Annotated in this window: 22 protein-coding genes; 8 read left to right on the top strand and 14 right to left on the bottom strand. The window is 57.0% G+C overall.

Annotated features, from left to right (window positions below):
• Nucleotides 1-2: 2 nt before the first annotated feature.
• Complete coding sequence (ftsH, locus tag ACYASS_RS24025) at nt 3-1,913, bottom strand: ATP-dependent zinc metalloprotease FtsH (RefSeq protein ID WP_087266497.1); 1,911 nt, start codon at nt 1,911-1,913, stop codon at nt 3-5.
• 191 nt (nt 1,914-2,104) lie between these two features.
• Nucleotides 2,105-2,755, bottom strand: coding sequence for a 23S rRNA (uridine(2552)-2'-O)-methyltransferase RlmE (gene rlmE, locus ACYASS_RS24020; protein ID WP_037015133.1), 651 nt, complete (start codon nt 2,753-2,755; stop codon nt 2,105-2,107).
• 104 nt (nt 2,756-2,859) lie between these two features.
• On the opposite strand from rlmE, the gene ACYASS_RS24015 reads away from it, so the two are divergent.
• The gene (locus ACYASS_RS24015; protein WP_027900317.1) at nt 2,860-3,168 is read left to right on the top strand and encodes a YhbY family RNA-binding protein; all 309 of its coding nucleotides are present in this window, start codon (nt 2,860-2,862) and stop codon (nt 3,166-3,168) included.
• Nucleotides 3,169-3,189: 21 nt separating this feature from the next.
• Here the strand turns inward: ACYASS_RS24015 and ACYASS_RS24010 are convergent, their stop codons facing one another.
• The 8 genes from ACYASS_RS24010 to grpE form a co-directional block, all read right to left on the bottom strand.
• Nucleotides 3,190-3,633 carry an MFS transporter gene (locus tag ACYASS_RS24010; protein WP_463587971.1) on the bottom strand — a complete coding sequence of 148 codons (444 nt, stop codon included), beginning with the start codon at nt 3,631-3,633 and terminating at the stop codon, nt 3,190-3,192.
• Entirely contained in the window at nt 3,611-4,087 is a 477-nt protein-coding gene (gene greA, locus ACYASS_RS24005) for a transcription elongation factor GreA (RefSeq protein ID WP_122666694.1), read from the bottom strand. The genes ACYASS_RS24010 and greA overlap by 23 nt, the downstream gene beginning before the upstream one ends.
• Nucleotides 4,084-7,305, bottom strand: coding sequence for a carbamoyl-phosphate synthase large subunit (gene carB, locus ACYASS_RS24000; RefSeq protein WP_243247218.1), 3,222 nt, complete (start codon nt 7,303-7,305; stop codon nt 4,084-4,086). Before carB ends, greA begins: the two co-directional genes overlap by 4 nt.
• A 131-nt stretch (nt 7,306-7,436) precedes the next feature.
• Entirely contained in the window at nt 7,437-8,573 is a 1,137-nt protein-coding gene (carA, locus tag ACYASS_RS23995) for a glutamine-hydrolyzing carbamoyl-phosphate synthase small subunit (RefSeq protein ID WP_463587970.1), read from the bottom strand.
• 266 nt (nt 8,574-8,839) lie between these two features.
• Nucleotides 8,840-9,643, bottom strand: a complete 804-nt coding sequence (dapB, locus tag ACYASS_RS23990; protein WP_122666697.1) for a 4-hydroxy-tetrahydrodipicolinate reductase — start codon at nt 9,641-9,643, stop codon at nt 8,840-8,842.
• 12 nt (nt 9,644-9,655) lie between these two features.
• Complete coding sequence (gene dnaJ, locus ACYASS_RS23985) at nt 9,656-10,792, bottom strand: molecular chaperone DnaJ (protein ID WP_087266764.1); 1,137 nt, start codon at nt 10,790-10,792, stop codon at nt 9,656-9,658.
• A gap of 326 nt (nt 10,793-11,118) precedes the next feature.
• Nucleotides 11,119-13,038, bottom strand: a complete 1,920-nt coding sequence (gene dnaK, locus ACYASS_RS23980; RefSeq protein ID WP_463587969.1) for a molecular chaperone DnaK — start codon at nt 13,036-13,038, stop codon at nt 11,119-11,121.
• 103 nt (nt 13,039-13,141) lie between these two features.
• Nucleotides 13,142-13,705 (bottom strand): nucleotide exchange factor GrpE, encoded by a 564-nt coding sequence (grpE, locus tag ACYASS_RS23975; RefSeq protein WP_463587968.1) that lies wholly within the window; start codon nt 13,703-13,705, stop codon nt 13,142-13,144.
• A gap of 273 nt (nt 13,706-13,978) precedes the next feature.
• Between grpE and recN the strand changes: the two genes are divergently transcribed.
• A complete protein-coding gene (gene recN, locus ACYASS_RS23970) occupies nt 13,979-15,652 on the top strand; it encodes a DNA repair protein RecN (protein ID WP_243247214.1) in 1,674 nt (557 codons plus the stop codon).
• A gap of 336 nt (nt 15,653-15,988) precedes the next feature.
• On the opposite strand, the gene fur is transcribed toward recN, so the two are convergent.
• A complete protein-coding gene (gene fur / locus ACYASS_RS23965) occupies nt 15,989-16,396 on the bottom strand; it encodes a ferric iron uptake transcriptional regulator (protein ID WP_002555142.1) in 408 nt (135 codons plus the stop codon).
• Nucleotides 16,397-16,494: 98 nt separating this feature from the next.
• Here fur and ACYASS_RS23960 point away from each other — a divergent pair, with 98 nt between their 5' ends.
• On the top strand, nt 16,495-17,004 hold the full coding sequence (locus ACYASS_RS23960; protein ID WP_122666700.1) for an outer membrane protein assembly factor BamE: 510 nt from the start codon (nt 16,495-16,497) through the stop codon (nt 17,002-17,004).
• 75 nt (nt 17,005-17,079) lie between these two features.
• Here ACYASS_RS23960 and ACYASS_RS23955 read toward each other — a convergent pair whose 3' ends face one another.
• Both ACYASS_RS23955 and ACYASS_RS23950 read right to left on the bottom strand, forming a co-directional pair.
• On the bottom strand, nt 17,080-17,391 hold the full coding sequence (locus ACYASS_RS23955) for an RnfH family protein (protein WP_463587967.1): 312 nt from the start codon (nt 17,389-17,391) through the stop codon (nt 17,080-17,082).
• Nucleotides 17,384-17,818, bottom strand: a complete 435-nt coding sequence (locus ACYASS_RS23950; protein ID WP_463587966.1) for a type II toxin-antitoxin system RatA family toxin — start codon at nt 17,816-17,818, stop codon at nt 17,384-17,386. Before ACYASS_RS23950 ends, ACYASS_RS23955 begins: the two co-directional genes overlap by 8 nt.
• A gap of 329 nt (nt 17,819-18,147) precedes the next feature.
• Here ACYASS_RS23950 and smpB point away from each other — a divergent pair, with 329 nt between their 5' ends.
• Complete coding sequence (smpB, locus tag ACYASS_RS23945) at nt 18,148-18,630, top strand: SsrA-binding protein SmpB (protein WP_122666702.1); 483 nt, start codon at nt 18,148-18,150, stop codon at nt 18,628-18,630.
• A 142-nt stretch (nt 18,631-18,772) separates the two neighbouring features.
• Here smpB and ACYASS_RS23940 read toward each other — a convergent pair whose 3' ends face one another.
• A complete protein-coding gene (locus ACYASS_RS23940) occupies nt 18,773-19,540 on the bottom strand; it encodes a GntR family transcriptional regulator (RefSeq protein ID WP_243247211.1) in 768 nt (255 codons plus the stop codon).
• 409 nt (nt 19,541-19,949) lie between these two features.
• On the opposite strand from ACYASS_RS23940, the gene ACYASS_RS23935 reads away from it, so the two are divergent.
• The 4 genes from ACYASS_RS23935 to ACYASS_RS23920 all read left to right on the top strand — a co-directional run bounded on the left by ACYASS_RS23935 (nt 19,950) and on the right by ACYASS_RS23920 (nt 26,248).
• The gene (locus ACYASS_RS23935; protein WP_463587965.1) at nt 19,950-21,641 is read left to right on the top strand and encodes a lactate permease LctP family transporter; all 1,692 of its coding nucleotides are present in this window, start codon (nt 19,950-19,952) and stop codon (nt 21,639-21,641) included.
• A 69-nt stretch (nt 21,642-21,710) separates the two neighbouring features.
• Nucleotides 21,711-22,856, top strand: coding sequence for an FMN-dependent L-lactate dehydrogenase LldD (lldD, locus tag ACYASS_RS23930; protein WP_463587964.1), 1,146 nt, complete (start codon nt 21,711-21,713; stop codon nt 22,854-22,856).
• 80 nt (nt 22,857-22,936) lie between these two features.
• Entirely contained in the window at nt 22,937-25,747 is a 2,811-nt protein-coding gene (locus ACYASS_RS23925; RefSeq protein WP_463587963.1) for an FAD-binding and (Fe-S)-binding domain-containing protein, read from the top strand.
• Nucleotides 25,748-25,960: 213 nt separating this feature from the next.
• Entirely contained in the window at nt 25,961-26,248 is a 288-nt protein-coding gene (locus tag ACYASS_RS23920; protein WP_463587962.1) for a hypothetical protein, read from the top strand.
• Nucleotides 26,249-26,312 lie beyond the last annotated feature (64 nt).

Raw genomic sequence — 26,312 nt, 5'->3', positions numbered from 1 at the left:
CCTTAGTGTTCAGCAGCAGGGCCACCGATCGGGGCTTCCGGACGAACGTCCGGAGGTGTCACCGGTGTACCTGGAGTACCCGAACCACCTTCCCAATCGCGCGGCTCACGCGGAGTACGGCCAGCCATAATATCGTCGATCTGCTCAGCATCAATCGTTTCGTACTTCATCAACGCATCTGCCATCGCGTCGAGCTTCTCACGATTGTCGGTGAGGATCTGTTTGGCGGTGCCATAGCACTGATCGATGATGCTGCGCACTTCAGAGTCGATCAAACGCGAGGTGTCAGCCGACAAACCACTGCTGGTGCCACCGCCGCCACGACCCAGGTAGCCCTGGTCTTCGTCTTCACCGTACAGCAGAGGACCCAGTTTCTCGGACAGACCCCACTTGGTAACCATGTTCCGGGCAATCTGACTGGCTCGCATGATGTCGTTGGAAGCGCCAGTGGTAACACCGTCAAAACCCAGGGTCATCTCTTCAGCAATCCGACCGCCATACAACGAGCAGATCTGACTGATCAGGGCACGCTTGGACAGGCTGTAACGATCTTCCTCAGGGAGGAACATAGTGACACCCAGCGCACGACCGCGAGGGATGATCGACACTTTGTAAACCGGATCATGCTCTGGCACCACACGACCCACGATTGCGTGACCCGCTTCGTGATAAGCCGTATTACGCTTCTCTTTCTCGGACATGACCATGGATTTGCGCTCAGCGCCCATCATGATTTTGTCTTTGGCGAGTTCAAACTCTTTCATCTCGACGATGCGCTTACCGGTACGGGCAGCGAACAGCGATGCCTCGTTGACCAGGTTGGCAAGGTCAGCACCGGAGAAGCCAGGCGTACCACGCGCGATAACACCCGCGTTGACGTCGTCGCCCATCGGCACTTTACGCATGTGAACCTTGAGAATCTGCTCACGACCGCGAATATCCGGCAGACCCACTACAACCTGACGGTCAAAGCGGCCTGGACGCAGCAGCGCGGGGTCGAGTACGTCAGGACGGTTGGTCGCAGCGATGACGATGATGCCGTCATTCATTTCGAAACCATCCATCTCTACCAGCAACTGGTTGAGAGTCTGCTCACGCTCGTCGTGACCACCGCCCATGCCTGCACCACGATGGCGACCTACAGCGTCGATTTCGTCGATGAAGATAATGCAGGGAGCATGTTTCTTGGCTTGTTCGAACATGTCGCGAACGCGGCTTGCGCCAACACCCACGAACATTTCCACGAAGTCAGAACCGGAAATTGTGAAAAATGGTACTTTCGCTTCACCCGCAATGGCTTTCGCCAGCAAGGTTTTACCGGTACCCGGCGGGCCAACCATCAGCACGCCGCGAGGAATACGACCGCCCAGACGCTGGAATTTGCCCGGATCGCGGAGGAACTCAACCAGCTCGCCCACTTCTTCCTTGGCTTCGTCGCAACCCGCAACGTCAGCCAGCGTGGTCTTTACCTGATCTTCAGAGAGAAGGCGCGCCTTGCTCTTGCCGAAACTCATCGGCCCGCCCTTGCCTCCCGCACCACCTTGCATCTGGCGCATGAAGAACATGAAGACAGCGATGATCACCAGAATCGGGAAGCTGGCTACCAGCAACTGGGTCCAGATGCTCTGCTGTTCAGGCTGTTTGCCTTCAACAACCACGTTGTTGTTGACCAGATCACCAATCAAACCATTGTCCTGAATCGCCGGACGAATGGTCTTGAAGGTGTCGCCATCACTGCGCTTGCCCGTGATGACGTAGCCATCCACAGCAACTTTCTCGACCTTGCCATCCTTCACTTGCTGGATGAACTCGGAATAGTTGAGGGTCTGCGGCTCGTTAGGGCTGGAGAAGTTGTTCATCACCGTCACCAGGACAGCTGCGATGATCAACCACAGGATCAAATTCTTTGCCATATCGTTCAATTAGCTACCCTCTGAAGCAAGCTCCACGCAGAGCGTGCCTCGCATGATATTCACCGGCCTAACTTACTACAGAACCTACAGATGTGGCAGGCGCCGTCTGTAACCCTTTGTGAAACTTTGACTACACGATGCTCGGTGATGCTGCATCGACAAGGCCATTTAAAAAAAACTATCGCTGCACCTCAAAGGCGCTCATCGCTCGCCGAACCTTCAATACCGCGGAAACCACGCCCCAACAAATACTGCTCGCGGGAGCGATCACGCGATGACAACGGCTTGCGCATCTGGACCTTGTCAAACAGCTTGCGAATGTCCTTGTGGTACACATCAAAGCCTTCACCCTGGAAAACCTTGATCAGAAAATCACCACCTGGGCGCAAAACCCGTCCAGCAAGATCGAGTGCCAACTCGCAAAGAAACATTGCGCGCGGCATGTCGACAGCACTCAGTCCACTCATATTGGGGGCCATATCGGAAATCACAAGGTCTACCTGTGTATTACCGACAGCCTCCAGAATTTGTGCAAGGACCGCGTCCTCGGTGAAATCCCCTTGAATAAAGGTGACATCAGGGATGCTGTCCATTTCCAGTATGTCAGACGCAATCAGCCGACCTTGACCCCCAATCAGACGACTGGTCACTTGCGACCAGCCTCCGGGCGCAGCGCCGAGGTCAATGACGGTCATGCCAGGACGAATGATTTTGTCCTTTTCCTGAATCTCGAGCAGCTTGTAGCTGGCGCGTGAACGGTAGCCGTCCTTTTGCGCCATTTTGACGTATTTGTCGTCGAAGTGTTCTTTGAGCCAGTTATGGCTTGTCTTGGAACGGGCCACGGGGCACCTCAAAAATAATCGAGTCGTGATTAAGTGGGCGGTCCCGGACTCGCTCGGGTAAACTGGCCGCCGCTTTTTACAAGATCAGACGCAGAGGTCAGATTATGCCGCTCACTCAAGAGCAGAAGAAACAGTACAAATCCATTGGCCACCACCTGAAACCGGTATTGATCGTGGCTGACAATGGTTTGACCGAAGGTGTGCTCGCCGAACTGGAGCGCGCACTGAGCGATCACGAGCTGATCAAGATCAAACTCAACATCCTGGACCGCGAAAGCCGCCTTCAAGCCATTGCCGAACTGTGCAAGGCCGGATCTGCGGATCTTGTGCAGGTCATCGGCAAAATGGCGTTGATCTACCGCAAGAACCCAAAGGTAAACAAGCAGCTTTCCAACGTCCACCGCGCAGTTTGATATCACCAGCCCAGGGCCGCATCAGCGTGCCCTGGCGCTACTCTCCGGCACAGGCTGTAAAACCAGCAGCAGGCCGGACATTCCCAAAATCGTGTAGCTCAGCAACTGCCAGCTAATCGCATCCGGCAACCACAGCCGCAAGGCGAAGTAGCCGCCCGCCGACAGAATCGCAATGATCAGCAATTGTCCGCGCAAATCACGCCAGATACCTGCCGACCGCTTGAAACTCACCAAAACTGCCAACTGCAGGGTCGCACATAACACTGCAATCCCTACCAGTAACGCGCCGGAAAAACTGGTGAGCTCACTGATCAATAACGGCGCAAGGCCGGTCTGATCAAGTACTGCGAGCATCGCCAGATGCAACAAGACCAAGCCGCCCACCCAAAAAGTCTGGGCAAGCTGCCAGGTCAATGCGCCCGTCGAAAACGGGCGACGTTGTTCAAATGTGACTGACTTCAACAATCTCGTACTCGATCACGCCGCTTGGCGTTTTGACCACCACCACATCACCCTCTTCCTTGGCAATCAAGGCGCGTGCAATGGGTGAGCCGACCGAAATCTTGCCCTGTTTGATGTCTGCCTCGTCCTCACCGACGATCTGGTATTTCACAGATTCGTCAGTCTCGACGTTGGCGATTTCCACTGTGGTGCCGAAAATCACTTTGCCGGTATGCGGGATCGTGGTGACATCGATGACCACAGCATTCTGCATGCGGCCTTCGATATCACGGATACGCGCCTCAACCATACCTTGCTGCTCGCGGGCAGCGTGGTACTCAGCGTTTTCCTTCAGGTCACCCAACTCACGCGCAGTACCGATGTCCTGGCTGAGCTTCGGGCGAACCACCTTGGTCAGGTGGGTCAACTCTTCTTCCAGGGCGCGAGCGCCCTGAACTGTCATTGGGTATTTGATCATGCCTTCAATCCTGCATGTAGATCCTGCAAGCGACGCACGGTCTTTTCCGGACCGAATTTCAGCGCTTCGCAGATGGCCTCGCCCGCAGCAATGGTCGTGGTGCAGTAGATTTTGTGCTGCAAGGCATTACGACGAATAGAGTAGGAATCAGCGATCGACTGACGCCCCTCGGTGGTGTTGATGATCAGCGTGACTTCGTCATTCTTGATCATGTCGACAACGTGCGGACGGCCTTCGGTCACTTTGTTGACACGACGAACCTTCAGGCCCGCCTCTTCAATCAACTTGGCAGTACCGGCAGTGGCAACGATTTCGAAACCGAGGTTGATCAGGTCACGAGCAACGCCAGCCACCAAAGGCTTGTCGTCGTCACGCACGCTAATGAACGCAGTGCCACCGGTCGGCAGTACTTCGCTGGCGCCCATCTGAGCCTTGGCGAATGCCTCACCGAACGTATCACCCACACCCATGACTTCGCCGGTCGACTTCATCTCTGGGCCAAGGATCGGGTCTACGCCAGGGAATTTGGCGAACGGGAACACCGCCTCTTTCACGCTGTAGAAATTCGGGATGATTTCTTTGGTGAAGTTCAGCTCTTTCAGGGTTTTACCGGCCATGACGCGCGCAGCGATCATCGCCAGGGAAACACCGATGCACTTGGAAACGAACGGCACGGTACGCGAGGCACGCGGGTTCACTTCGATCACGTAGATGTCTTCACCCTGCAACGCCAACTGCACGTTCATCAGACCGACCACACCCAGCTCCAGCGCCATCTTCTTCACCTGCTCGCGCATTTCGTCCTGGATATGAGCCGGGAGCGAGTACGGAGGCAGCGAACATGCGGAGTCACCGGAGTGAACGCCAGCCTGTTCAATGTGCTGCATGATCGCGCCGATCACCACGTCAGTACCGTCACAAACGGCATCGACGTCCATTTCAATGGCGCAGTTCAGGAAGTGGTCCAGCAGCACCGGGCTGTCATTGGACACTTGAACAGCTTCGCGCAGGTAGCGCTTGAGCTCGTCTTCCTGATAAACGATTTCCATCGCACGGCCGCCCAACACGTAGGACGGACGCACAACCAGCGGATAACCGATTTTTGCAGCAGCGCGAATCGCTTCGTCTTCGCTGCGCACAGTGGCGTTAGGCGGCTGACGCAGGTTCAGGCGCTCAACCATTTGCTGGAAGCGCTCACGGTCTTCTGCACGGTCGATAGCATCAGGGCTGGTGCCGATGATTGGCACACCGGCCGCTTCAAGAGCGCGAGCCAGTTTCAGAGGCGTCTGACCACCGTACTGAACGATAACGCCCTTAGGCTTCTCGACACGGACGATCTCCAGTACGTCTTCCAGAGTTACCGGCTCGAAGTACAGGCGATCAGAGGTGTCGTAGTCGGTGGATACGGTTTCCGGGTTGCAGTTGACCATGATGGTCTCGTACCCGTCTTCGCGCAGGGCGAGAGCCGCATGTACACAGCAGTAGTCGAACTCGATGCCTTGGCCAATACGGTTAGGACCGCCACCCAGGATCATGATCTTGTCACGACCTGTCGGTGCAGCTTCGCACTCTTCTTCGTACGTCGAGTACAGGTAAGCGGTGTCAGTAGCGAACTCGGCGGCACACGTGTCAACACGCTTGTAGACCGGGAACACTTCCAGCTTGTGGCGATGAGTGCGCAGGTTCTTCTCGGTAACGCCCAGCAGCTTGGCCAGACGTGCATCGGAGAAGCCTTTACGCTTGAGGCGGAACATCAGGCTGTGATCGATAGCCGACAGCCCCAGAGTCTTGACCTTCTCTTCTTCCTTGATCAGATCTTCGATCTGTACCAGGAACCACGGATCGATCATGTTCATGGCGAAGATTTCTTCGACCGTCATGCCGGCGCGGAACGCATCAGCCACGTACCAGATACGCTCGGCACCCGGCACGGTCAGCTCCCGCTTGAGGGTGCTCATGCTTTCCGGGTTGCTCAGGTCCAGCTTCGGATCGAGACCACACACACCCACTTCCAGACCGCGCAAAGCTTTCTGCAGGGATTCCTGGAAGGTCCGGCCGATTGCCATGACTTCACCGACCGACTTCATTTGCGTGGTCAGGCGAGCGTCAGCCTTGGAGAATTTCTCGAAGGCAAAGCGTGGCAGCTTGGTCACGACGTAGTCGATCGAAGGCTCGAAAGACGCCGGGGTCTTGCCGCCGGTGATTTCGTTTTGCAGCTCATCGAGGGTGTAACCGATAGCCAGTTTGGCGGCTACGCGAGCGATCGGGAAACCGGTCGCTTTCGAAGCCAGTGCCGAGGAACGCGATACACGCGGGTTCATCTCGATCACGACCATACGACCAGTGTTCGGGCAGATGCCGAACTGAACGTTGGAACCACCGGTTTCCACACCGATTTCACGCAGTACCGCCAAAGAGGCGTTACGCATGATCTGGTATTCCTTGTCGGTCAGCGTTTGCGCTGGCGCAACAGTGATCGAGTCGCCGGTATGGACGCCCATCGGGTCGAAGTTTTCGATGGAGCAGACGATGATGCAGTTGTCCTTTTTGTCGCGGACAACTTCCATCTCATATTCTTTCCAGCCGATCAGCGATTCGTCGATCAGCAGTTCCTTGGTCGGAGACAGGTCCAGACCGCGGGTGCAGATTTCTTCGAACTCTTCACGGTTGTACGCGATACCGCCACCGGTGCCGCCCATGGTGAATGATGGACGGATGATGCACGGGAAGCCGAGCTTTTCCAGAACCGCGTAGGACTCTTCCATGGTGTGGGCAATACCCGAGCGTGGGCAGTCCAGACCGATGGATTTCATGGCTTTGTCGAAACGCGAACGGTCTTCAGCCTTGTCGATGGTGTCGGCGTTTGCACCGATCATCTCAACGCCGAACTTGGCCAGAACGCCTTCGCGCTCCAGATCCAGTGCGCAGTTCAGAGCGGTTTGACCTCCCATGGTTGGCAGCACGGCGTCTGGACGCTCTTTCTCGATGATCTTGGCAACGGTCTGCCATTTGATCGGCTCGATGTAGGTCGCGTCGGCCATTGCCGGGTCGGTCATGATGGTCGCTGGGTTGGAGTTCACCAGGATGACGCGGTAACCCTCTTCGCGCAGGGCTTTACAGGCCTGAGCGCCGGAGTAGTCGAATTCACAGGCCTGACCGATCACGATAGGACCGGCGCCGAGAATCAGGATGCTTTTAATGTCTGTACGTTTTGGCATGGGTTTGTCACTCAAATCCGTAGGTCAGTCGGCAAGCCGTCTTGAACTTCTTTGCAGCGGCTGGGCGGTCTTCGCCGGACGTTCATCCAGGTCCAGCCCAGCGCTGCGCGTTACATTCTCAAGGCAACCGTTCAGCGTCGCTTGGCCATGGTTTCGATAAAGCGATCAAACAGCGGAGCCACGTCAGTCGGGCCCGGGCTTGCTTCAGGGTGACCCTGGAAGCTGAACGCGTCCTTGTCGGTACGCTCGATGCCCTGCAGGCTGCCGTCGAACAGCGACTTGTGGATCGCCTGAACATTGGCCGGCAGTGTTGATTCATCCACCGCAAAACCGTGGTTCTGGCTGGTGATCATCACAACGCCGGTTTTCAGATCCTGTACCGGGTGGTTGGCACCGTGGTGGCCATGGCCCATCTTCACTGTCTTGGCACCGGAAGCCAGCGCCAGCAGTTGGTGACCCAGGCAAATACCGAATACCGGAATGTCGGTTTCCAGCACTTCCTTGATCGCCTTGATGGCGTAATCGCACGGCTCCGGGTCGCCAGGGCCGTTGGACAGAAATACACCGTCAGGCTTGTACGCGAGTACTTCGCTGGCAGGCGTTTGCGCAGGGACCACGGTCACGCGGCAACCGCGCTCAACCAGCATGCGCAGGATGTTGACCTTGACGCCGTAGTCATAGGCTACAACGTGGTAAGGCAATTCGGACGCGGCGATTTCCGGGCAGCTGTCAGTCTTCAACGACCAGACGCTGGAGCGCCACTCGTACGCTTCCTTGACGCTGACGACTTTCGCCAGGTCCATGCCTTTCAGACCCGGGAAGCCACGCGCGGCAGCAATTGCAGCTTCTTCGGAAATGTTGTCACCGGCCATGATGCAGCCGTTCTGTGCGCCTTTCTCACGCAGGATGCGGGTCAGGCGACGGGTGTCGATGCCAGCGATTGCTACGACGTTGTTGGCTTTCAGGTATTCATCCAGCGACAGCTTGTTACGCCAGTTGCTGGCAACCAGTGGCAGATCACGAATGACCAGACCGGCAGACCAGACGCGATCTGACTCAGCGTCTTCAGGAGTGGTACCGGTGTTGCCGATGTGCGGGTACGTCAGAGTAACGATTTGCTGGGCATAGGAAGGATCGGTAAGGATTTCCTGATAGCCGGTCATGGCAGTGTTAAACACTACCTCGCCAACGGTTTGACCGTCGGCTCCAATGGCTTCGCCGCGAAAAATGCTGCCATCAGCAAGGGCGAGTATGGCTGGCTTAGTCAAGAAGACCTCCCGTAAGTAAAGCCTGAAAGGGCGTTCGCAGGTTGCAAAAAAGCGGAATGACGTAGTTACGTCACCCCGCTTTCTTATCGAATCATCTGCGCGCTTTTAGTGGACACACTAAAGCTGTAGCTTACAGAAAAAGGCTTTTTTGGTCTACCGCCAATGAGGCGAAAAGACGAGGGAATGCGACAGAAGTTCCCGAGACAGGATAAAACAAAGGCGCAAACCCTTTATCTCAGGGGTTACGCCTCTCTTGCAGCGGTCAATCAGTGCAGATCAAGCACGTCCTGCATGTCATATAGACCCGCTTCGCGGCCTTCAAGCCACATTGCAGCTCTAACCGCACCTTTGGCGAAGGTCATGCGGCTGGACGCCTTGTGCGTGATCTCGACGCGCTCGCCTTCGGAGGCGAACAAGACCGTGTGATCACCCACCACGTCACCTGCACGAATCGTCGCGAAGCCAATGGTTTCGCGATCACGTGCGCCGGTCTGACCTTCACGGCCGTAGACAGCGACTTTTTCCAGATCACGACCCAACGCATTGGCAACCACTTCACCCAGGCGCAACGCAGTACCTGATGGCGCGTCGACCTTATGACGGTGATGCGCTTCGATGATTTCGATATCGACATCATCGCCCAACACGCGAGCAGCGGTGTCGAGCAGCTTCAGACAGAGATTCAGACCGACGCTGAAGTTAGCCGCGAAAACAATCGGAATTTCTTTACCCGCCTCGGCGATACGCTGCTTCTCTTCAGCACTGAAACCTGTAGTGCCGATGATCATCGCCTTGCCAGCCTTGCGGCAGAACGCCAGGTTCTTCAGCGTTACCGAAGGGTGCGTGAAGTCGATCAACACATCGAATTCGTCAGCCACCCGAGCCAGATCACCCGACAGCGGAACACCGATCCGACCCAGCGCAGCCAACTCGCCCGCATCAGCACCGACCAGCGTGCTGTCGGGACGATCAATAGCCGCAGTCAAGCCAGCGCCAGGCGCCTGCTGAACGGCCTCGATCAGAATTTTACCCATGCGCCCGGCGGCGCCCATCACTGCAATACGTCGCATGTCCTGCTCCCGTTACAAATCGCCGAAGAAACGCTTCACACCGTCAAACCAGCCAGTGGCTTTCGGGGAGTGAGAGCTATCGCCTTCAAGCGTTGAGCGGAACTCTTCGAGCAGTTCACGCTGACGACGACCCAGATTGACCGGAGTCTCGACAGCCACACGGCACATCAAGTCCCCTGCGCCACCGCCACGTACCGGCGCTACGCCCTTGCCACGCAAGCGGAACTGTTTGCCCGTCTGGGTACCTTCAGGAATCTTCAGTTTGACGCGACCATCCAGCGTTGGCACTTCAAGCTCACCACCAAGTGCGGCATCGGTGAAGCTGATTGGCACTTCGCAGAACAGATGCTTACCGTCACGCTGGAAGATCGCGTGCTCGCGCACATTGATCACCACGTACAGGTCGCCCGTTGGCCCACCTTGCGTACCCGCTTCGCCTTCGCCGGAGAGACGGATGCGATCGCCGGTATCCACTCCAGGCGGCACTTTCACAGCGAGCGTCTTGTACTCTTCGACACGACCTTCGCCGTGGCACGAGTCGCAAGGATCGGAAATGATCTTGCCGTTACCGTGGCAGCGCGGGCAGGTTTGCTGCACCGAGAAGAAACCTTGCTGCATGCGAACCTGACCAATACCGCCGCACGTCGGGCAGGTAACCGGCGAGGAGCCTTTCTTGGCACCCGAACCATCGCAAGGTTTGCAATTGACCAGCGTCGGGACCCGGATATTAACCGAGGTACCACGCACGGCTTCTTCGAGGTTCAGCTCAAGGGTGTAACGCAGATCGCTACCGCGCTGAGCGCCACCACGACCACCGCCACCGCCCCGGCCACCGCCGAAGAAGTCACTGAATACATCGCCGAAGATATCGGAGAAGTTCGCACCGCCAGCACCGCCGCCGAAGCCGCCGCCACCCATGCTTGGGTCGACGCCAGCGTGACCGTATTGGTCATAGGCCGCACGCTTGCTCGCATCGGACAGAACTTCGTAAGCCTCATTGGCTTCTTTGAACAGCTCTTCCGATGCTTTGTCATCAGGATTGCGATCAGGGTGATGCTTCATCGCCAGACGACGATAAGCTTTCTTCAGATCAGCCTCGCTGGAGCCTCGCTCCACCCCCAAAACTTCGTAATAGTCACGCTTTGCCATAAATTCTTCCGCACTCTTGAGGACGTCCGGCAAAACCCTCCTGAGCTTTGCCAAACTCGTTGAGCCCCATACAGGCCCCGGACCCAACTCACGTCAATTCAACGATCCTGGTCTTCATTTCACCGGCCAGGCTGACCGGGAAAGCGGCAGAACAAGCCACCATGCAGGAGCATGACGACCTTGCCACAGCAGCTTGCGGTAGATACCGCAGGCCGCAAAAATTTCGTCTATTCCAGACACGCCAACGCGGGAGCAAGCTCCCGCGCGGCGACATCCTACCAGCGACCGCCCGAAAACGGTCAACTGGCTTGCAAGTGAGCCTGCGCTTACTTGTTTTCTTTTACTTCTTCAAACTCTGCATCGACAACGTCGTCAGCAGGCTTGGTTTCTTCCTTCGCCGCCTGAGCCCCCGCTTGTGGTTGCTCGGCCTGCTCGGCGTACATTTTCTGAGCCACTGGCGCGGAGACCTTGGACAGCTCTTCGACTTTAGCGTCGATGGCAGCCTTGTCGTCGCCTTTGACTGCAGCTTCAAGAGCAACCAGTGCAGCTTCGATCGCAGTCTTCTCTTCCGCGGTGACTTTGTCGCCAGCGTCGGAGATCATTTTGCGAGTCGAGTGAACCAGCGCATCACCCTGGTTACGAGCAGTCGCCAGCTCTTCGAACTTACGGTCTTCTTCAGTGTTGGCTTCAGCATCACGGATCATTTGCTGAATTTCTTCATCCGACAGACCGGAGTTGGCTTTGATCACGATCGACTGCTGCTTGCCGGTTGCCTTGTCTTTGGCGCCCACGTGCAGGATGCCGTTGGCGTCGATGTCGAAGGTCACTTCGATCTGTGGAACGCCACGTGGTGCTGGTGGAATCTCAGCCAGGTCGAACTTGCCCAGAGACTTGTTCTGACCAGCCTGCTTACGCTCACCTTGCAGCACGTGAATGGTCACGGCGTTCTGGTTGTCGTCGGCAGTGGAGAACACTTGCGATTTCTTGGTAGGAATCGTGGTGTTCTTGTCGATCAGCGCAGTCATCACGCCGCCCATGGTTTCGATACCCAGAGTCAGCGGGCTAACATCGAGCAGCAGAACGTCTTTAACATCACCGGCCAATACTGCGCCCTGGATAGCAGCACCCATGGCAACTGCTTCGTCCGGGTTAACGTCTTTACGCGCTTCTTTGCCGAAGAACTCGGTCACTTTCTGCTGTACCAACGGCATACGAGTCTGGCCACCGACCAGGATCACGTCGTTGATGGCGCTGATGTCGATACCGGAGTCTTTCAGAGCAATACGGCAAGGTTCGATGGTGCGCTGAACCAGGTCTTCAACCAGCGATTCCAGCTTGGCGCGGGAGATCTTGACGTTCAAGTGCTTAGGACCGGTCGCGTCTGCGGTGATGTACGGCAGGTTAACGTCGGTCGAATTGCTCGAAGACAGCTCGATCTTGGCTTTTTCAGCGGCTTCTTTCAGGCGCTGCATGGCCAGCGGGTCACCTTTAAGGTTCATGCCGCTTTCTTTCTTGAATTCGTCAACGAGGTAGTCGATCAGACGGATGTCGAAGTCTTCACCACCCAGGAACGTGTCACCGTTGGTTGCCAGCACTTCGAACTGGTGCTCGCCATCAACTTCAGCAATTTCGATAACCGAAACGTCGAAAGTACCGCCACCCAGGTCATAAACGATGACAGTGTGGTCGCCCTTCGCTTTGTCCATACCGTAAGCCAGAGCGGCTGCGGTTGGTTCGTTGATAATACGTTTTACGTCCAGACCGGCAATGCGACCGGCGTCTTTGGTGGCCTGACGCTGACTGTCGTTGAAGTAGGCCGGAACGGTGATTACCGCCTCGGTCACTGCTTCGCCCAGATAGTCTTCAGCGGTTTTCTTCATCTTCTTCAGGATTTCAGCAGAAATCTGAGGAGGCGACATTTTCTTGCCGTTGACTTCAACCCACGCATCGCCATTGTCAGCCTTGGCGATTTTGTAAGGGACCATCTGAATATCTTTCTGAACGACTTCTTCTTCGAACTTACGACCGATCAGACGCTTTACCGCGTACAGCGTGTTATGCGGGTTGGTGACCGCCTGGCGCTTGGCCGACTGGCCGACGAGGATTTCACCGTCGTTGGCATAAGCAATGATCGAAGGCGTGGTACGAGCGCCTTCGGCGTTCTCCAGAACCTTGACGCTGCCGTTTTCCAGAATGGAGACGCAAGAGTTGGTGGTCCCCAGGTCAATACCGATAATTCTGCCCATCTGTGAATCTCCCGAAATTTTGAATTTGGTTGCCGCAACTGCGTTTACAAATTGCGGTAGCTCTTAAACGCTTGGCCTATAAATGGGGGCCAGACAGCTGATTTCAAGCCTGCTCATCAATTGATGGCTGAACAGGCGATGGTGCCTTGCTGACCACGACCATAGCCGGGCGCAGCAGACGACCATTGAGCTGGTAGCCCTTCTGGAACACTTTCAAAACACTGTTTGGTTCAACGTCAGCGCTTTCCTGCATGGCCATCGCCTGATGATGCTCGGCATTGAATGGCTGTCCATGCGGATCAATCGCTTCGAGGTTGTAACGCTTGAGGGTGTCGCTAAACATTTTCAGCGTCAGCTCGATACCTTCGCGCATTGGACGAATGCTTTCATCGTCCGGATTGGACAAGTCCAAACCACGCTCAAGGCTGTCCACGATCGGCAACAAGTCACTCGCAAACTTCTCAAGCGCAAACTTGTGAGCTTTTTCTACATCCTGTTCTGCACGGCGGCGGACGTTCTGCAAATCCGCAGCCACTCGCAGGGACTGGTCCTGCGCCGCAGCCAGTTGCTCTTCGAGCACTTGCACGCGGGTTACCAAATCTTCACCGGAAACCGCTTCGGCAGCCTGGTCCTGGGTCTGCGCATCCAGATTCTGTTCGTCAGCCATAGATTTCTCCTTTCAAATACGTCCGCGACCTCAAATCGCGCTTCTGCCCCCCTATATGGGAGCGGAATTTTCAGCTTCAAGAGCAAATTTCAGCAGATCGACAAAAGTCCTCACAAACTTTCCGGCCAAAGCCAAGCCCTTATCGCGCTTGAACAAATCGCCAAATGAACTAAAAAAAGCGCATTTCCGAACGAATCGAGCTAAACCAAGGCATTGTCACCCGCGAACAAAACACTGTATAAATAACCAGACTTATCGCTTGGGAGCCACTCCATGCTGGTGCACCTTTCCGTACATAACTACGCCATCGTTGAACATCTCGACCTCGAGCTGGACCGTGGCATGAGCGTGATCACCGGTGAGACCGGTGCTGGTAAATCAATCATGCTCGACGCCCTCGGCCTGACCCTTGGCGACAGGGCCGACAGTGGCGTGGTGCGCCCCGGTGCGGAAAAGGCGGACATCCTGGCGACGTTCGACCTCGGCGACATTCCTGAAGCGCAAACCTGGCTGCAGGAGCGTGACCTGGACAACGACGGCCCCTGCATTCTGCGCCGTGTCATCACCGCAGAAGGCCGCTCACGCGCCTATATCAATGGCACGCCCTGCCCTCAAGGTGACTTGAAAGCACTAGGCGAGCTGCTGATAGACATACACAGCCAGCACGAGCATCAGTCGCTGCTCAAGACTGACACACACCGTCGTCTGCTGGATGAATACGCTGGTGCTACCGATCTGGCTCGTCAGGTACAACTGGCCGCCCAACGCTGGCGCCAGACTCGCCAGGAACTCGACAGACTCTCCAACTCCGGCGACGAGCAGCGCGCACGTCATCAGCTCCTGAGTTACCAGCTTGAAGAACTCGAAAGCCTGAGCCTTGGCGAAAACGAACTGGAACATCTTGAGCAGGAACAGAAAACCCTGACCAACGCCGAAAGCCTGCTGAGCATTTGCCGTCAGGTTGTCGAGCAATGCAGCGAAAATGACTCAGGTAATGTGCTGAACGCACTGACCGCGAGCCTGCATCGACTGGGCAGCGTCAATGACTCCCCTACCGCCTTGAGCGAAGCCACCAACCTGCTGTCCAGTGCACAGATTCAGGTAGAAGAAGCGGTTGGCGAACTCAATCGCTTCCTTGATCACTTCGACGCCGATCCAGCCCGTCTGCAGCAGATCGAAGAACGCCTGGACGCTATCTATACCCTGGCGCGCAAGCATCGCATCCAGCCCACTGAAGTCGCGACACTTCAACAGAAGCTGCTGGACGAGATCGAAACACTGAATGCCAACGACGAGGCAATCGAGCGCCTGGAAAATGAAGTGGCATCGTTCGCACGTCACTACAAGGAAAAGGCCCGGGAACTGAGTGACATGCGCCATCGCGCAGCACCGGAACTGGCAGCCGCCGTTGAGCATGAAATCCAGCGCCTGGGCATGCCGGGTGGGCGGTTCAGCATCGAGCTCAAAGCCAATCCCGAAAAAGAATTACTGCCCAACGGGCTGGAACAGGTCGAACTACTGGTTAGCGCCAACCCGGGCCAGCCGCTAAAAGCACTGGCGAAAGTGGCTTCGGGCGGTGAGCTTTCAAGGATCAGCCTGGCGATTCAGGTGATCACCGCGCAAACCTCACGTGTGCCAACACTGGTATTCGACGAGGTGGACGTCGGGATCGGCGGACCAACGGCCGAAATCGTTGGTCAGCTCTTGCGACGTCTGGGTGATCGCGGCCAGGTCATGACCGTCACTCACCTTCCGCAAGTGGCCGCACAGGGGCATCAACACCTGTTTGTCCACAAAGTCCGGGACAGCGACGCCACGCGCACCGCTGTATCAAAACTGAGCAAGAACGAACGTATAGAAGAAGTCGCGAGGATGCTGGGCGGCATAGACCTGACCAAAGAGTCTTTGGCCCACGCGAAGAAGATGGTCGTTACGGCTAAGAGCTGAAGGCTGCCGCTTTCAGTGTAGGAGCTGCCGAAGGCTGCGAAGCAATGGCCGCCATTCGCAGCCTTCGGCAGCTCCTACATAATTCAGAACAGCTTCCAGACTCAACGACGACCTCAAACCCGTGGAAGAACGGCCTGCAAACAAAATCCCCGTGGGCGCGAATTCATTCGCGCATGGGCCGGTACAGCCGCCATATTTGCATCGGAAGGAATGCCGTCTTCGCGAATGAATTCGCTCCTACCGACTCGCGCCCTCAGCCCCGCCCCAAGACTTATTCACATCCAAAAACGCACAAAGGCGACCCTACGGTCGCCTTTGCTGATGCATCAAAAAGACTTACGCCTTCTTATTGCGCACGTACAGCACCAGATTGTGATCCACCAAATCGAAACCGTGCCGCTCGACAATGGCCTTTTGAAGCTTTTCGATTTCTTCGTCGAAGAATTCGATCACTTCTCCGGACTCCACGTTGACCATATGGTCGTGGTGGCCGCCGTCAGCCAGTTCGAATACCGCATGTCCACCGTCGAAATTGTGGCGAACCACTAATCCGGCAGCTTCGAATTGGGTCAGGACACGGTAAACCGTGGCCAGTCCGACGTCCTCGCTAGCTTCCATCAGTGCCTTGTAAACATCCTCGGCACTCATGTGGCGCTGCTCGGCGGAATCGAGCATTTGTAGTATTTTGACCCGTGGCAGGGTCACTTTAAGTCCGGCTTTTCGTAGTTCGCTATTTTCAACCATGGTCAGCTTTCTCGCAGACGCTGCTTCGCAGCTTCTCTTAATGCAGGTATGATCGGGGTTTACGTTGTCCCAGCCAAGATAGTGGAAGTCGCCCACCGATGCAAAACACCAAGCTCCTGCTAACCAGTTTCACCCTTGTGGGACTGCTCGCACTCGCCGGTTGTTCATTCCCCGGGGTTTACAAAATCGACATCCAGCAAGGCAATGTCGTCACGCAGGACATGATAGACCAGTTAAGGCCGGGAATGACCCGACGGCAAGTACGGTTTATCATGGGCAACCCTCTGCTGACCGATACTTTCCATGCCGATCGCTGGGATTACCTGTACAGCCTGCAGCCAGGTGGCGGTGAACGCCAGCAGGAGCGTGTCTCGCTGATCTTCAATGGCAACGACCAACTGGTCAGCCTGTCGGGCGACTTCATGCCAGGCGTAAGCCGTGATGAAGCCATCCTTGGCAACGACGGTGGCTCTACCGTCACGCCACAGCAGCCTAAAGAAGAACCTGCCAAGCCAGGGTCGCTGCTGGACCAGATCCAGAAGGACGTCGACAAAGTCGAGACCGTTCCTGTTCCGACTCAGGAACCACTGGAAGTGTCTCCGCAGTAACAATACTGCAGCTACAAAAAAAGCCCGGCATGCCGGGCTTTTTGCTGTCTGCGGGTTAAAGAAAAAACAACGCGCCTAACGCTCGCTGTCCTTTCGAGCCTTTGCGGCCTTGGCTGCCCGCAGGCGTCGAACCTCTTTGGGGTCGGCAAGCAGCGGGCGATAGATCTCAATCCGGTCCCCGTGTTCCAGCACACGCTCATGCCTGACCGCCTTGCCAAAGATACCCACAGGGCAATGAACCAGATCCAGCTCAGGAAACTCATTGCCTACGCCTGAAATCAGCAATGCCTGCTGAACAGTCGACCCCACCGGCACATCAACAGCACGTAGCGACTGCCGATCCACGCCGGCGTGCACCACCTCGACCGTGATCAGCGCCTCAGCCATGCAACTCTTTCGCTCGCTGGCAGAAAGCATCCACCAACGTATTAGCAGCCTGATTGAACAACGGGCCAAGCGTGGCACGAACGATAGGGCCAGCGTAATCAAACGACAGATCGAGGCTGATCTTGCAGGCCTTCTCGCCCAGCGCCTTGAACGTCCAGACACCATGCAACTGCTCGAACGGCCCTTCAACCAGATCCATTACGATGGACTGCCCCGGCACCAGCGTGTTTTTCGTAACAAAATGCTGGCTCAGACCGCCTTTAGCGATTTCCAGGCTGGCACGCATGTGCTCCTCGCCCACCTCCAGCACTTTAGCTTCAGAGCACCAGGGCAAGAATTCGGAGTAGCGCTCTACATCGTTGACCAGGTCATAGAGAGCCTTGGCCGGGTAAGGCAAAAGAGCGGAACGTTGGATATGCGTAGTCATGTCAGCGTCAATTCCAAAGCTGAGCGGCAAACACAACATGAATGCCGAACGGCGCCACATAGCGCATCAAAAAAACGTCAAAGCAAGGAGCGCCAAGGCCCGTCACCCAACCTGCGGATACTGCAAACACGCCTCACCTCGGTGAACGGCGTGATGAACACATCGACCCTGGCAAGCCAGCATCGGTTCGAATGAAATAAAAGTCACCTTCGCTTCGCACCCCTGAATACGGCGCAGAACCAGGCGCATTGTCCGGGATTCAATCATCGCGCTCAAGCGTGCGGTTCCCCGTAGCCGACATCGAAGCGAGTCCCTATAATGCGTCGCCTATGGCTAAGCTCAAGAAACACCCTACAGGGACCATCGCGCAAAATAAAAAAGCGCGTCACGATTACTTCATCGAACACAAGTTCGAGGCCGGTCTGGTCCTGGCTGGCTGGGAAGTAAAAAGTCTGCGTGCCAACAAGGTACAGCTGGTCGACAGTTACGTGCTGCTCAAAGATGGTGAGGCTTGGCTGATGGGTAGCCATATTTCGCCACTGACGACTGCCAGCACGCACGTCATCGCTGATCCGACACGCACCCGCAAACTGCTGCTCAATGCACGCGAGCTTGAAAAGCTGACCTCATCGGTCCAGCAAAAAGGCTATGCGTGCGTCGCGCTTTCCCTTTACTGGAAGCAGCACTTGATCAAGTGCGAAATTGCTCTGGGCAAAGGTAAGAAGGAATACGACAAGCGCCATACCGAGCGTGAACGTGATTCTGATCGCGAGCTGCAACGGGCCGTGCGGACCAAAGGCAAGGATGATTAGACTTAACACCTGATTCCCCTGCCCTTCTGGCTCGACCGGTAGGAGCGAATTCATTCGCGAAGAGGCCAGTACAGTCGATAGACCTTCATCGGCTGTACCCACGCTTTCGCGAATGAATTCGCCCCCACGGTTTAGCGTCAAATCACATCCCGTTACGCCGCTCAGCCCGAGCCGTGCGCTGCACTTGCTGCCGAACCTCTTCCAGCACTTCCTGCACATACAGCAGGTGACGACTGGAAACATCACGCGCGTCGTCCGCTCGCCCTTCGATAATTGCCGTGTAAAGCTCCTGATGCTGACGGATCAGCATGTCGCGGGTTTCGCTGCGCTGCTTGTACATCCCGCCGATATTGATCACCACGTTGCGCTTGAGCAGGTCGAACAGACCGCGAATGGTGTGCAGCAAAATAGCGTTGTGGCTGGCTTCAGCGATCGCCATGTGAAAGCTCGCATCAGCAGCGCCCTCTTCTGCCCGGCTGACTTCCCCTTCACGGCCATAACAGTCCTGCAAAGTGTCGAAAGCCTGACGTAGACGCTCGCGGTCTACATCAGTCGCGCGCATGGCCGCGTAATACGCACAAGAGGCTTCAAGCGTATGGCGGAACTCCAGCAAGTCGCGCTGAGCGTCCGGGCTGCTCTCCAGCAAATGCAGCAGCGGGTCGCTGAAGGTCGAGCCGATATTCTCGACCACATAATTGCCGCCACCCTGACGGCTGATCAACAAGCCTTTGGCGGTCAATTTCTGGATGGCTTCACGCAAAGAAGGCCGGGAAACACCAAACTGCTCGGCCAGGGCCCGCTCGGCAGGCAGTCGCCCACCTGCCTTGAGCGTGCCCTCAAGAATCATTCGTTCCAACTGCTCGACAATATCGTCGGACAAACGGCGCTGACGCACCTGATCAAAGCCCATCACTCTCACTCCACATCCCCGATCGCGTTACCGGGCCTGCGTATTCTGGCTGATTGCCGCCACTCAGGCACCCACCAGATAACCCCTGAAATGCCGTATCAGAAGCTACTTTCAAAGGGTTCTCCTACGAAAGTTGCACGACCGCAAATTGACACACCAATAGAGAGGCTTCTACGCTAGCGACTAGACATTGTAAATTGGTATTACCAATTATCCAATGCCAGCGTGAGTGGCTAACCTCTGCTGCGCTGCAAGTACCTTTCGCAATGATGAAAGGCTTGAACTGGTGAGCTGTGCGATTCGTTCGTCAGCATCGGCACGACGTCTGCCACCTTGGGCGTCAGCTCGAAGCCTCGCACGTAAGACACGGAATACCGGGCCTATCCAAAAACAATTAGGGGCCACCCATATGCAAACCTGGCAACAGCTCTACACCCCCCTGGGCAGTCTTGGCCTTTCGGCCGCCGCTGCGCTCATACCGATTGTGTTTTTCTTTCTGGCGCTCGCCGTATTCAGGCTCAAAGGGCATGTCGCCGGGAGCATTACGTTGGTGTTGTCGATACTGGTAGCGATCTTTGCTTTCCAGATGCCTGCTGACATGGCACTCGCTGCCGCCGGTTATGGATTTGCCTACGGGTTATGGCCCATCGCATGGATCATTGTCGCGGCGGTGTTTCTCTACAAACTGACGGTGAAGAGTGGTCAGTTCGAGATCATCCGCAGCTCGGTCATGTCCATCACCGATGACCAGCGCATCCAGGTGCTGTTGATCGCGTTTTGTTTTGGGGCGTTTCTGGAGGGGGCAGCAGGCTTTGGCGCACCAGTGGCGATTACTGCTGCCCTGTTGGTCGGCCTTGGTTTGAACCCGCTGTACGCAGCAGGCCTGTGCCTGATCGCCAACACTGCGCCTGTCGCCTTCGGCGCATTGGGGATCCCGGTTATCGTGGCGGGCCAGGTGTCCGGCATTGATGCCTTCAAGATCGGTGCAATGGCAGGTCGGCAATTGCCGTTCCTGTCGGTCTTCGTGCCGTTCTGGCTGATGTTCATGATGGATGGCGCTAAAGGGGTCAAAGAGACCTGGCCTGCTGCGCTGGTCGCAGGCGTGAGTTTCGGCATCACCCAATACCTCACCTCCAACTATATTGGCCCGGAACTACCCGATATCACTTCGGCACTGGTCAGCATGGTATCGCTGACCCTGTTCCTCAAAGTCTGGCAGCCCAAAAAAGCCGGGGAAACCGAAATCAGCCAGTCCGGCGGTGCAGCAGTCATGGGCAGCCCTGGCGGTTTTGGTCAGCCCCGCACATCGGTTAAATCGCCCTACACCATCGGGCAAATCATCAAGGCATGGTCTCCCTTCCTGATACTCACGGTGATGGTCACCATCTGGACACTGAAGCCCTTCAAGGCCATGTTTGCCGCTGGCGGCGCGATGCAGGCGTGGACGATGAACATTCCCATTCCGCACCTCGATCAACTGGTGATGAAAACTGCACCTATCGTTGCCAACGCGACAGCCATGCCTGCTGTTTACAAGTTTGACCTGATCGCCGCCTCGGGTACCGCGATCCTGTTCTCGGCCATCCTCGCGATGCTCGTGCTGCGGATCACTCCAATGACGGGCCTGACCACGTTCAAGGAAACCCTCAAAGAGCTGCGCTGGGCAATCATTTCCATCGGCATGGTGCTGGCCTTTGCCTTCGTCATGAACTACTCGGGCATGTCCTCGACGCTGGCGCTGGTATTGGCCGGAACCGGTGCAGCCTTCCCGTTCTTCTCGCCATTCCTCGGCTGGCTGGGCGTGTTCCTGACCGGCTCGGACACATCGTCCAACGCGCTGTTTGGCTCGCTGCAAGCGACCACCGCGCATCAGGTTGGCGTCAGCGATGTGCTGATGGTGGCGGCGAACTCCACCGGCGGCGTGACAGGCAAGATGATTTCGCCGCAGTCCATCGCCGTGGCTTGCGCAGCAACCGGGCTGGTCGGCAAAGAGTCTGACCTGTTCCGCTTCACCCTCAAGCACAGCATTTTCTTCGCCACGATTATTGGCTGCATGACCTACGCCCAGGCGTACTGGTTCACCGGCATGCTGGTGCACTGATGAAACGAGCGTCGGGCGCGCTCAGGTGCGCCCGGCCTTCGCCCCACTTACTCGACGTTGTGAGAGCCCATGATTATTTCTGCCTCCACTGACTACCGCGCTGCGGCGCAACGCAAACTGCCGCCCTTCCTGTTTCATTACGCCGACGGTGGCGCCTACGCCGAGCACACGTTGCGCCATAACGTCTCGGACCTTGCCAGCATTGCCTTGCGCCAGCGCGTCCTGAAAAACATGTCGGAACTGAGCCTGAACACCACGTTGTTCGGCGAGTCCATGAGCATGCCCATGGCCCTGGCACCTATCGGCCTGTGCGGCATGTATGCACGGCGAGGCGAAGTGCAGGCGGCGCGTGCGGCAGCAGCCAAAGGCATCCCGTTTACCTTGTCCACGGTGTCGGTCTGCCCGATTGAAGAAGTCGCTCCCGCCATCGACCGCCCCATCTGGTTTCAGCTGTACGTGCTCAAAGACCGCGGCTTCATGCGCAACGCCCTTGAGCGGGCCAAGGCTGCCGGAGTCAAGACGCTGGTGTTCACGGTCGACATGCCGGTGCCCGGCGCTCGTTACCGCGACGCCCACCATGGCATGAGCGGCGCAAACGGCCCGATGCGCCGGGTGCTGCAAGCCATGACGCATCCTCAATGGGCATGGGATGTTGGCGTCAACGGTCGCCCCCACGATCTTGGCAACATTTCCACCTACCGCGGCAATCCCACCGGGCTCGCCGACTACATTGGCTGGCTGGGCAATAACTTCGATCCGTCCATTTCCTGGAAAGACTTGGAATGGATTCGCGAAACCTGGGACGGGCCGATGCTCATCAAAGGCATTCTTGACCCCGAAGACGCCCGCGATGCCGTGAAATTCGGCGCAGACGGCATCATCGTTTCCAACCATGGCGGCCGCCAGCTCGATGGCGTGCTGTCCAGCGCCCGTGCCTTGCCCGCCATTGCCGACGCGGTGAAGGGCGACTTGAGAATCCTCGCAGATTCAGGGATCCGCAGTGGGCTGGACGTGGTGCGCATGATCGCCCTCGGTGCCGATGCGGTGCTGATTGGCCGTGCGTTTATCTACGCCCTGGCCACCCACGGTGAAGCGGGAGTGAAAAACCTGCTCGACCTGTTTGAAAAGGAAATGCGCGTGGCCATGGTCCTGACCGGAGCCAAATCCATCAGCGAGATTTCTCGCGATTCACTGGTCCGTGAGCTGGGCGCTTAAGCCCGTACAACCTGAAGCAGCAAGCACGCGGCACGCCAGATGCTGCGGCACCCTAAAGCTGATTGCATGAGGAAGACCGTGTGAACCTCCCTGCCCCCTTCCTGACTGATGTCGCTCGGCTGATCCCCGCCGAGCGACGCTTCGACGATCCGCTTTCAACGCTGGCATTCGGCACGGACGCAAGCTTCTACCGCTTGATCCCCAAACTGGTGATTCGCGTTGAGTCCGAAGACGAAGTGGTCAGCCTGTTGAAACTGGCCCAGCGAGAAAACGTACCGCTGACCTTTCGCGCAGCAGGCACCAGCCTTTCGGGCCAGGCCATCAGCGATTCGGTGCTGTTGGTACTCGGCGATAACTGGAATGGCCGCGAAGTACGCGAACACGGCACCCAGATACGCCTGCAACCCGGCGTGATCGGCGCACAGGCGAATGCCTGGCTCGCACCTTACGGGCGCAAGATCGGGCCAGATCCGGCGTCCATCAATGCCTGCAAAATCGGTGGCATCGTGGCCAACAATGCCAGCGGCATGTGCTGCGGTACGGCGCAAAATACCTATCACACGCTGGCTGGCATACGTTTGGTGCTCGCCAACGGTACGCGCATCGACACTGAAGACCCCGACAGCGTGGCAGCCTTTCGCATCAGTCACGCCGACCTGCTGGAACAACTCGCCAGAATGAGCCGCGAGACCCGTGCCAATACCGAATTGGCCGCCAAAATTCGCCACAAATACCGCCTGAAAAACACCACTGGCCTTTCACTCAACGCCCTGGTGGATTTCGATGAGCCACTGGATATCCTCAGCCATCTGCTAGTGGGTTCCGAAGGCACGCTGGGCTTCATCAGCGCGGTGACGTACGACACCGTCGTCGACCACCCGCATAAAGCCTCGGCACTGATCGTTTTCCCGGATGTGGAAACCTGCTGCAACGCCGTCACCGTTTTGAAAAGCCAACCTGTAGCCGCCGTCGAGTTACTCGACCGACGCAGCATGCGCTCGGTGCAGAACAAACCCGGTATGCCCGCATTCGTACGTGAACTGTCGACAAGTGCCTGCGCGCTACTGATCGAAGCCCGCGCGGCATCCAGCCCGCTGCTGCACGAGCAACTGGCGCAGATCATGACTTCTCTGGCGTCGTTCCCGGTGGAGAAGCAGATCGACTTCACCGAAGACCCGCTGGAAAACGCCCGCCTGTGGGCCATCCGCAAAGACACCTTCCCCGCCGTCGGCGCCGTGCGGCAAACCGGCACCACGGTGATCATCGAAGACGTCACCTTCCCCGTTGAGCAACTGGCCAACGGCGTGCGCCGCCTCATTGCGCTGTTCGACAAACACCACTACGACGAAGCCATCCTGTTCGGCCATGCCCTGGAAGGTAATCTGCACTTCGTGTTCACTCAGGGCTTCAACAACCCGGAAGAAGTCGCCCGCTATCAGGCGTTCATGGAAGACGTGGCGCAACTGGTGGCGGTCGAGTTTGGCGGCTCGCTCAAAGCCGAACACGGCACCGGCCGCAACATGGCCCCCTTCGTCGAACTGGAATGGGGTCACGATGCTTATCAACTGATGTGGCAACTCAAACGGCTGCTCGACCCCAACGGCATTCTCAACCCTGACGTGGTCCTGAGTGAGGACCCGCAGATCCATCTCAAGCACCTCAAGCCTTTACCCGCAGCCGACGAAATCATCGACAAGTGCATCGAGTGCGGCTTCTGCGAACCGGTCTGCCCCTCCAAAGGTCTGACCCTCAGCCCGCGACAACGCATCGTCATCTGGCGAGACATTCAGGCGCGCAAACGAGCGGGCACCAACACCGATGAACTGGAAAAGGCCTACCACTATCAAGGCATCGAAACCTGCGCCGCCACCGGTCTGTGCGCACAGCGCTGCCCGGTCGGGATCAACACCGGCGAACTGATCAAGAAACTGCGCGGCCAAGAGGCCAGCCATGCACAGGCTGCGGGTTGGATGGCCAATCACTTCAAGACCATGCTGCATGGCGCGCGCTTCACCCTGCATGCCGCCAATGGCGCACGCATGCTGCTCGGTGCGCCGCGTCTCGCCAAAATTTCCGCCGCGCTGAGCAAAGCCTCGGCCGGTCGAGTGCCGCAATGGTCCCCCGCCATGCCGCAGCCTGAACAAGCGATACGCTTTACCCCGCCCGTTGAAGACCAACGCCCGCGAGTGGTTTACCTCGCAGCCTGTGTATCCCGGGTGATGGGCCCCGCAGCGGGTGATAAAGAACAAATGTCGCTACTGGATAAAACCCGTGGCCTGCTCGAAAAAGCAGGCTACCAAGTGGTATTCCCCGAAGATCAGGACAACCTGTGCTGCGGCCAGCCTTTTGCGTCAAAAGGTTACAAGGAGCAAGCCGACAGCAAACGTGAGCAACTGCTCGCCGCGCTCGGCAAAGCCAGTCGAGGCGGGCTCGACCCCATCTATTGCGACACCAGCCCCTGCACCTTGCGCCTGGTTGAGAACCTCAAGGAAACAGGCCTCGATCTGTACGATCCCGTGCGCTTTATCCGCACGCATCTGCTCGACAAATTGACCTTCACGCCACAGCAAGAACCGATCGCCGTGCACGTCACGTGCAGCACCCAGCATCTGGGTGAAAGCCAGGCGCTGATCGAGCTGGCGCGCCTGTGCAGCATCAACGTCGTCATCCCTGAAGGCATCCACTGCTGCGGCTTTGCGGGGGACAAAGGCTTCACCACGCCCGAACTGAACGCCCACTCGCTGCGCACCCTCAAAGAAGCGGTCCAGCAATGCAACGAAGGCATTTCGACCAGCCGCACATGCGAGATCGGCCTCTCACAACATGGCGGTATCGACTACCACGGGTTGGTGTATCTGGTAGATCGCGTCACACAGGCCAAAACTGCCTGATCGCGACCTGGCAGCGGCAATCGCCCCATTTTGGTGCCTTTATCACGAAATATGGCTTTTTCACATGAGGATGAAAAAAAATAGAACCCCTGCGTTTGTGGACAGTCAGTTTCTGTGAGCCCGCCAATTCTGTAGTCGGGCTTACTCACAGACCTCGGCGACAGGCCTCATCGACCGGCCACACCGAGTCCACAGGCTTAAAAGGAGATACACATGAAGCGCACAGCACTTACTGGATTGTTCCTCACCGCCGCCCTGTTGGGTTCCCCGGCATTTGCCGCCGATGATCTTTGTGACACCAACCTGCAGGCTCTGAAAGATGCGCAGGTTTCGTCAGGCACCAACCTGGCCGCCGACACCAAAATGTCGGTCGAAAAAAATGAAAAAGAAGCACTTGCCGCCAAAGCGGCTGGCGATGAGAAGAAATGCATCGAGATCACCACCAAAGCCATTACACAGCTGAAACAAATTGGCTCGGGCAGCGAAGGTGCTGGCAAGTAATAGCCCCATCACGGCCGGCCCTGCGGCTGGCCAAAACCGGGCTGCGTCAGAAGGTCGACGCGAG

Source organism: Pseudomonas sp. HP_14 (assembly GCF_055283875.1).
This window is presented reverse-complemented; position numbering and strand designations above follow the sequence as displayed.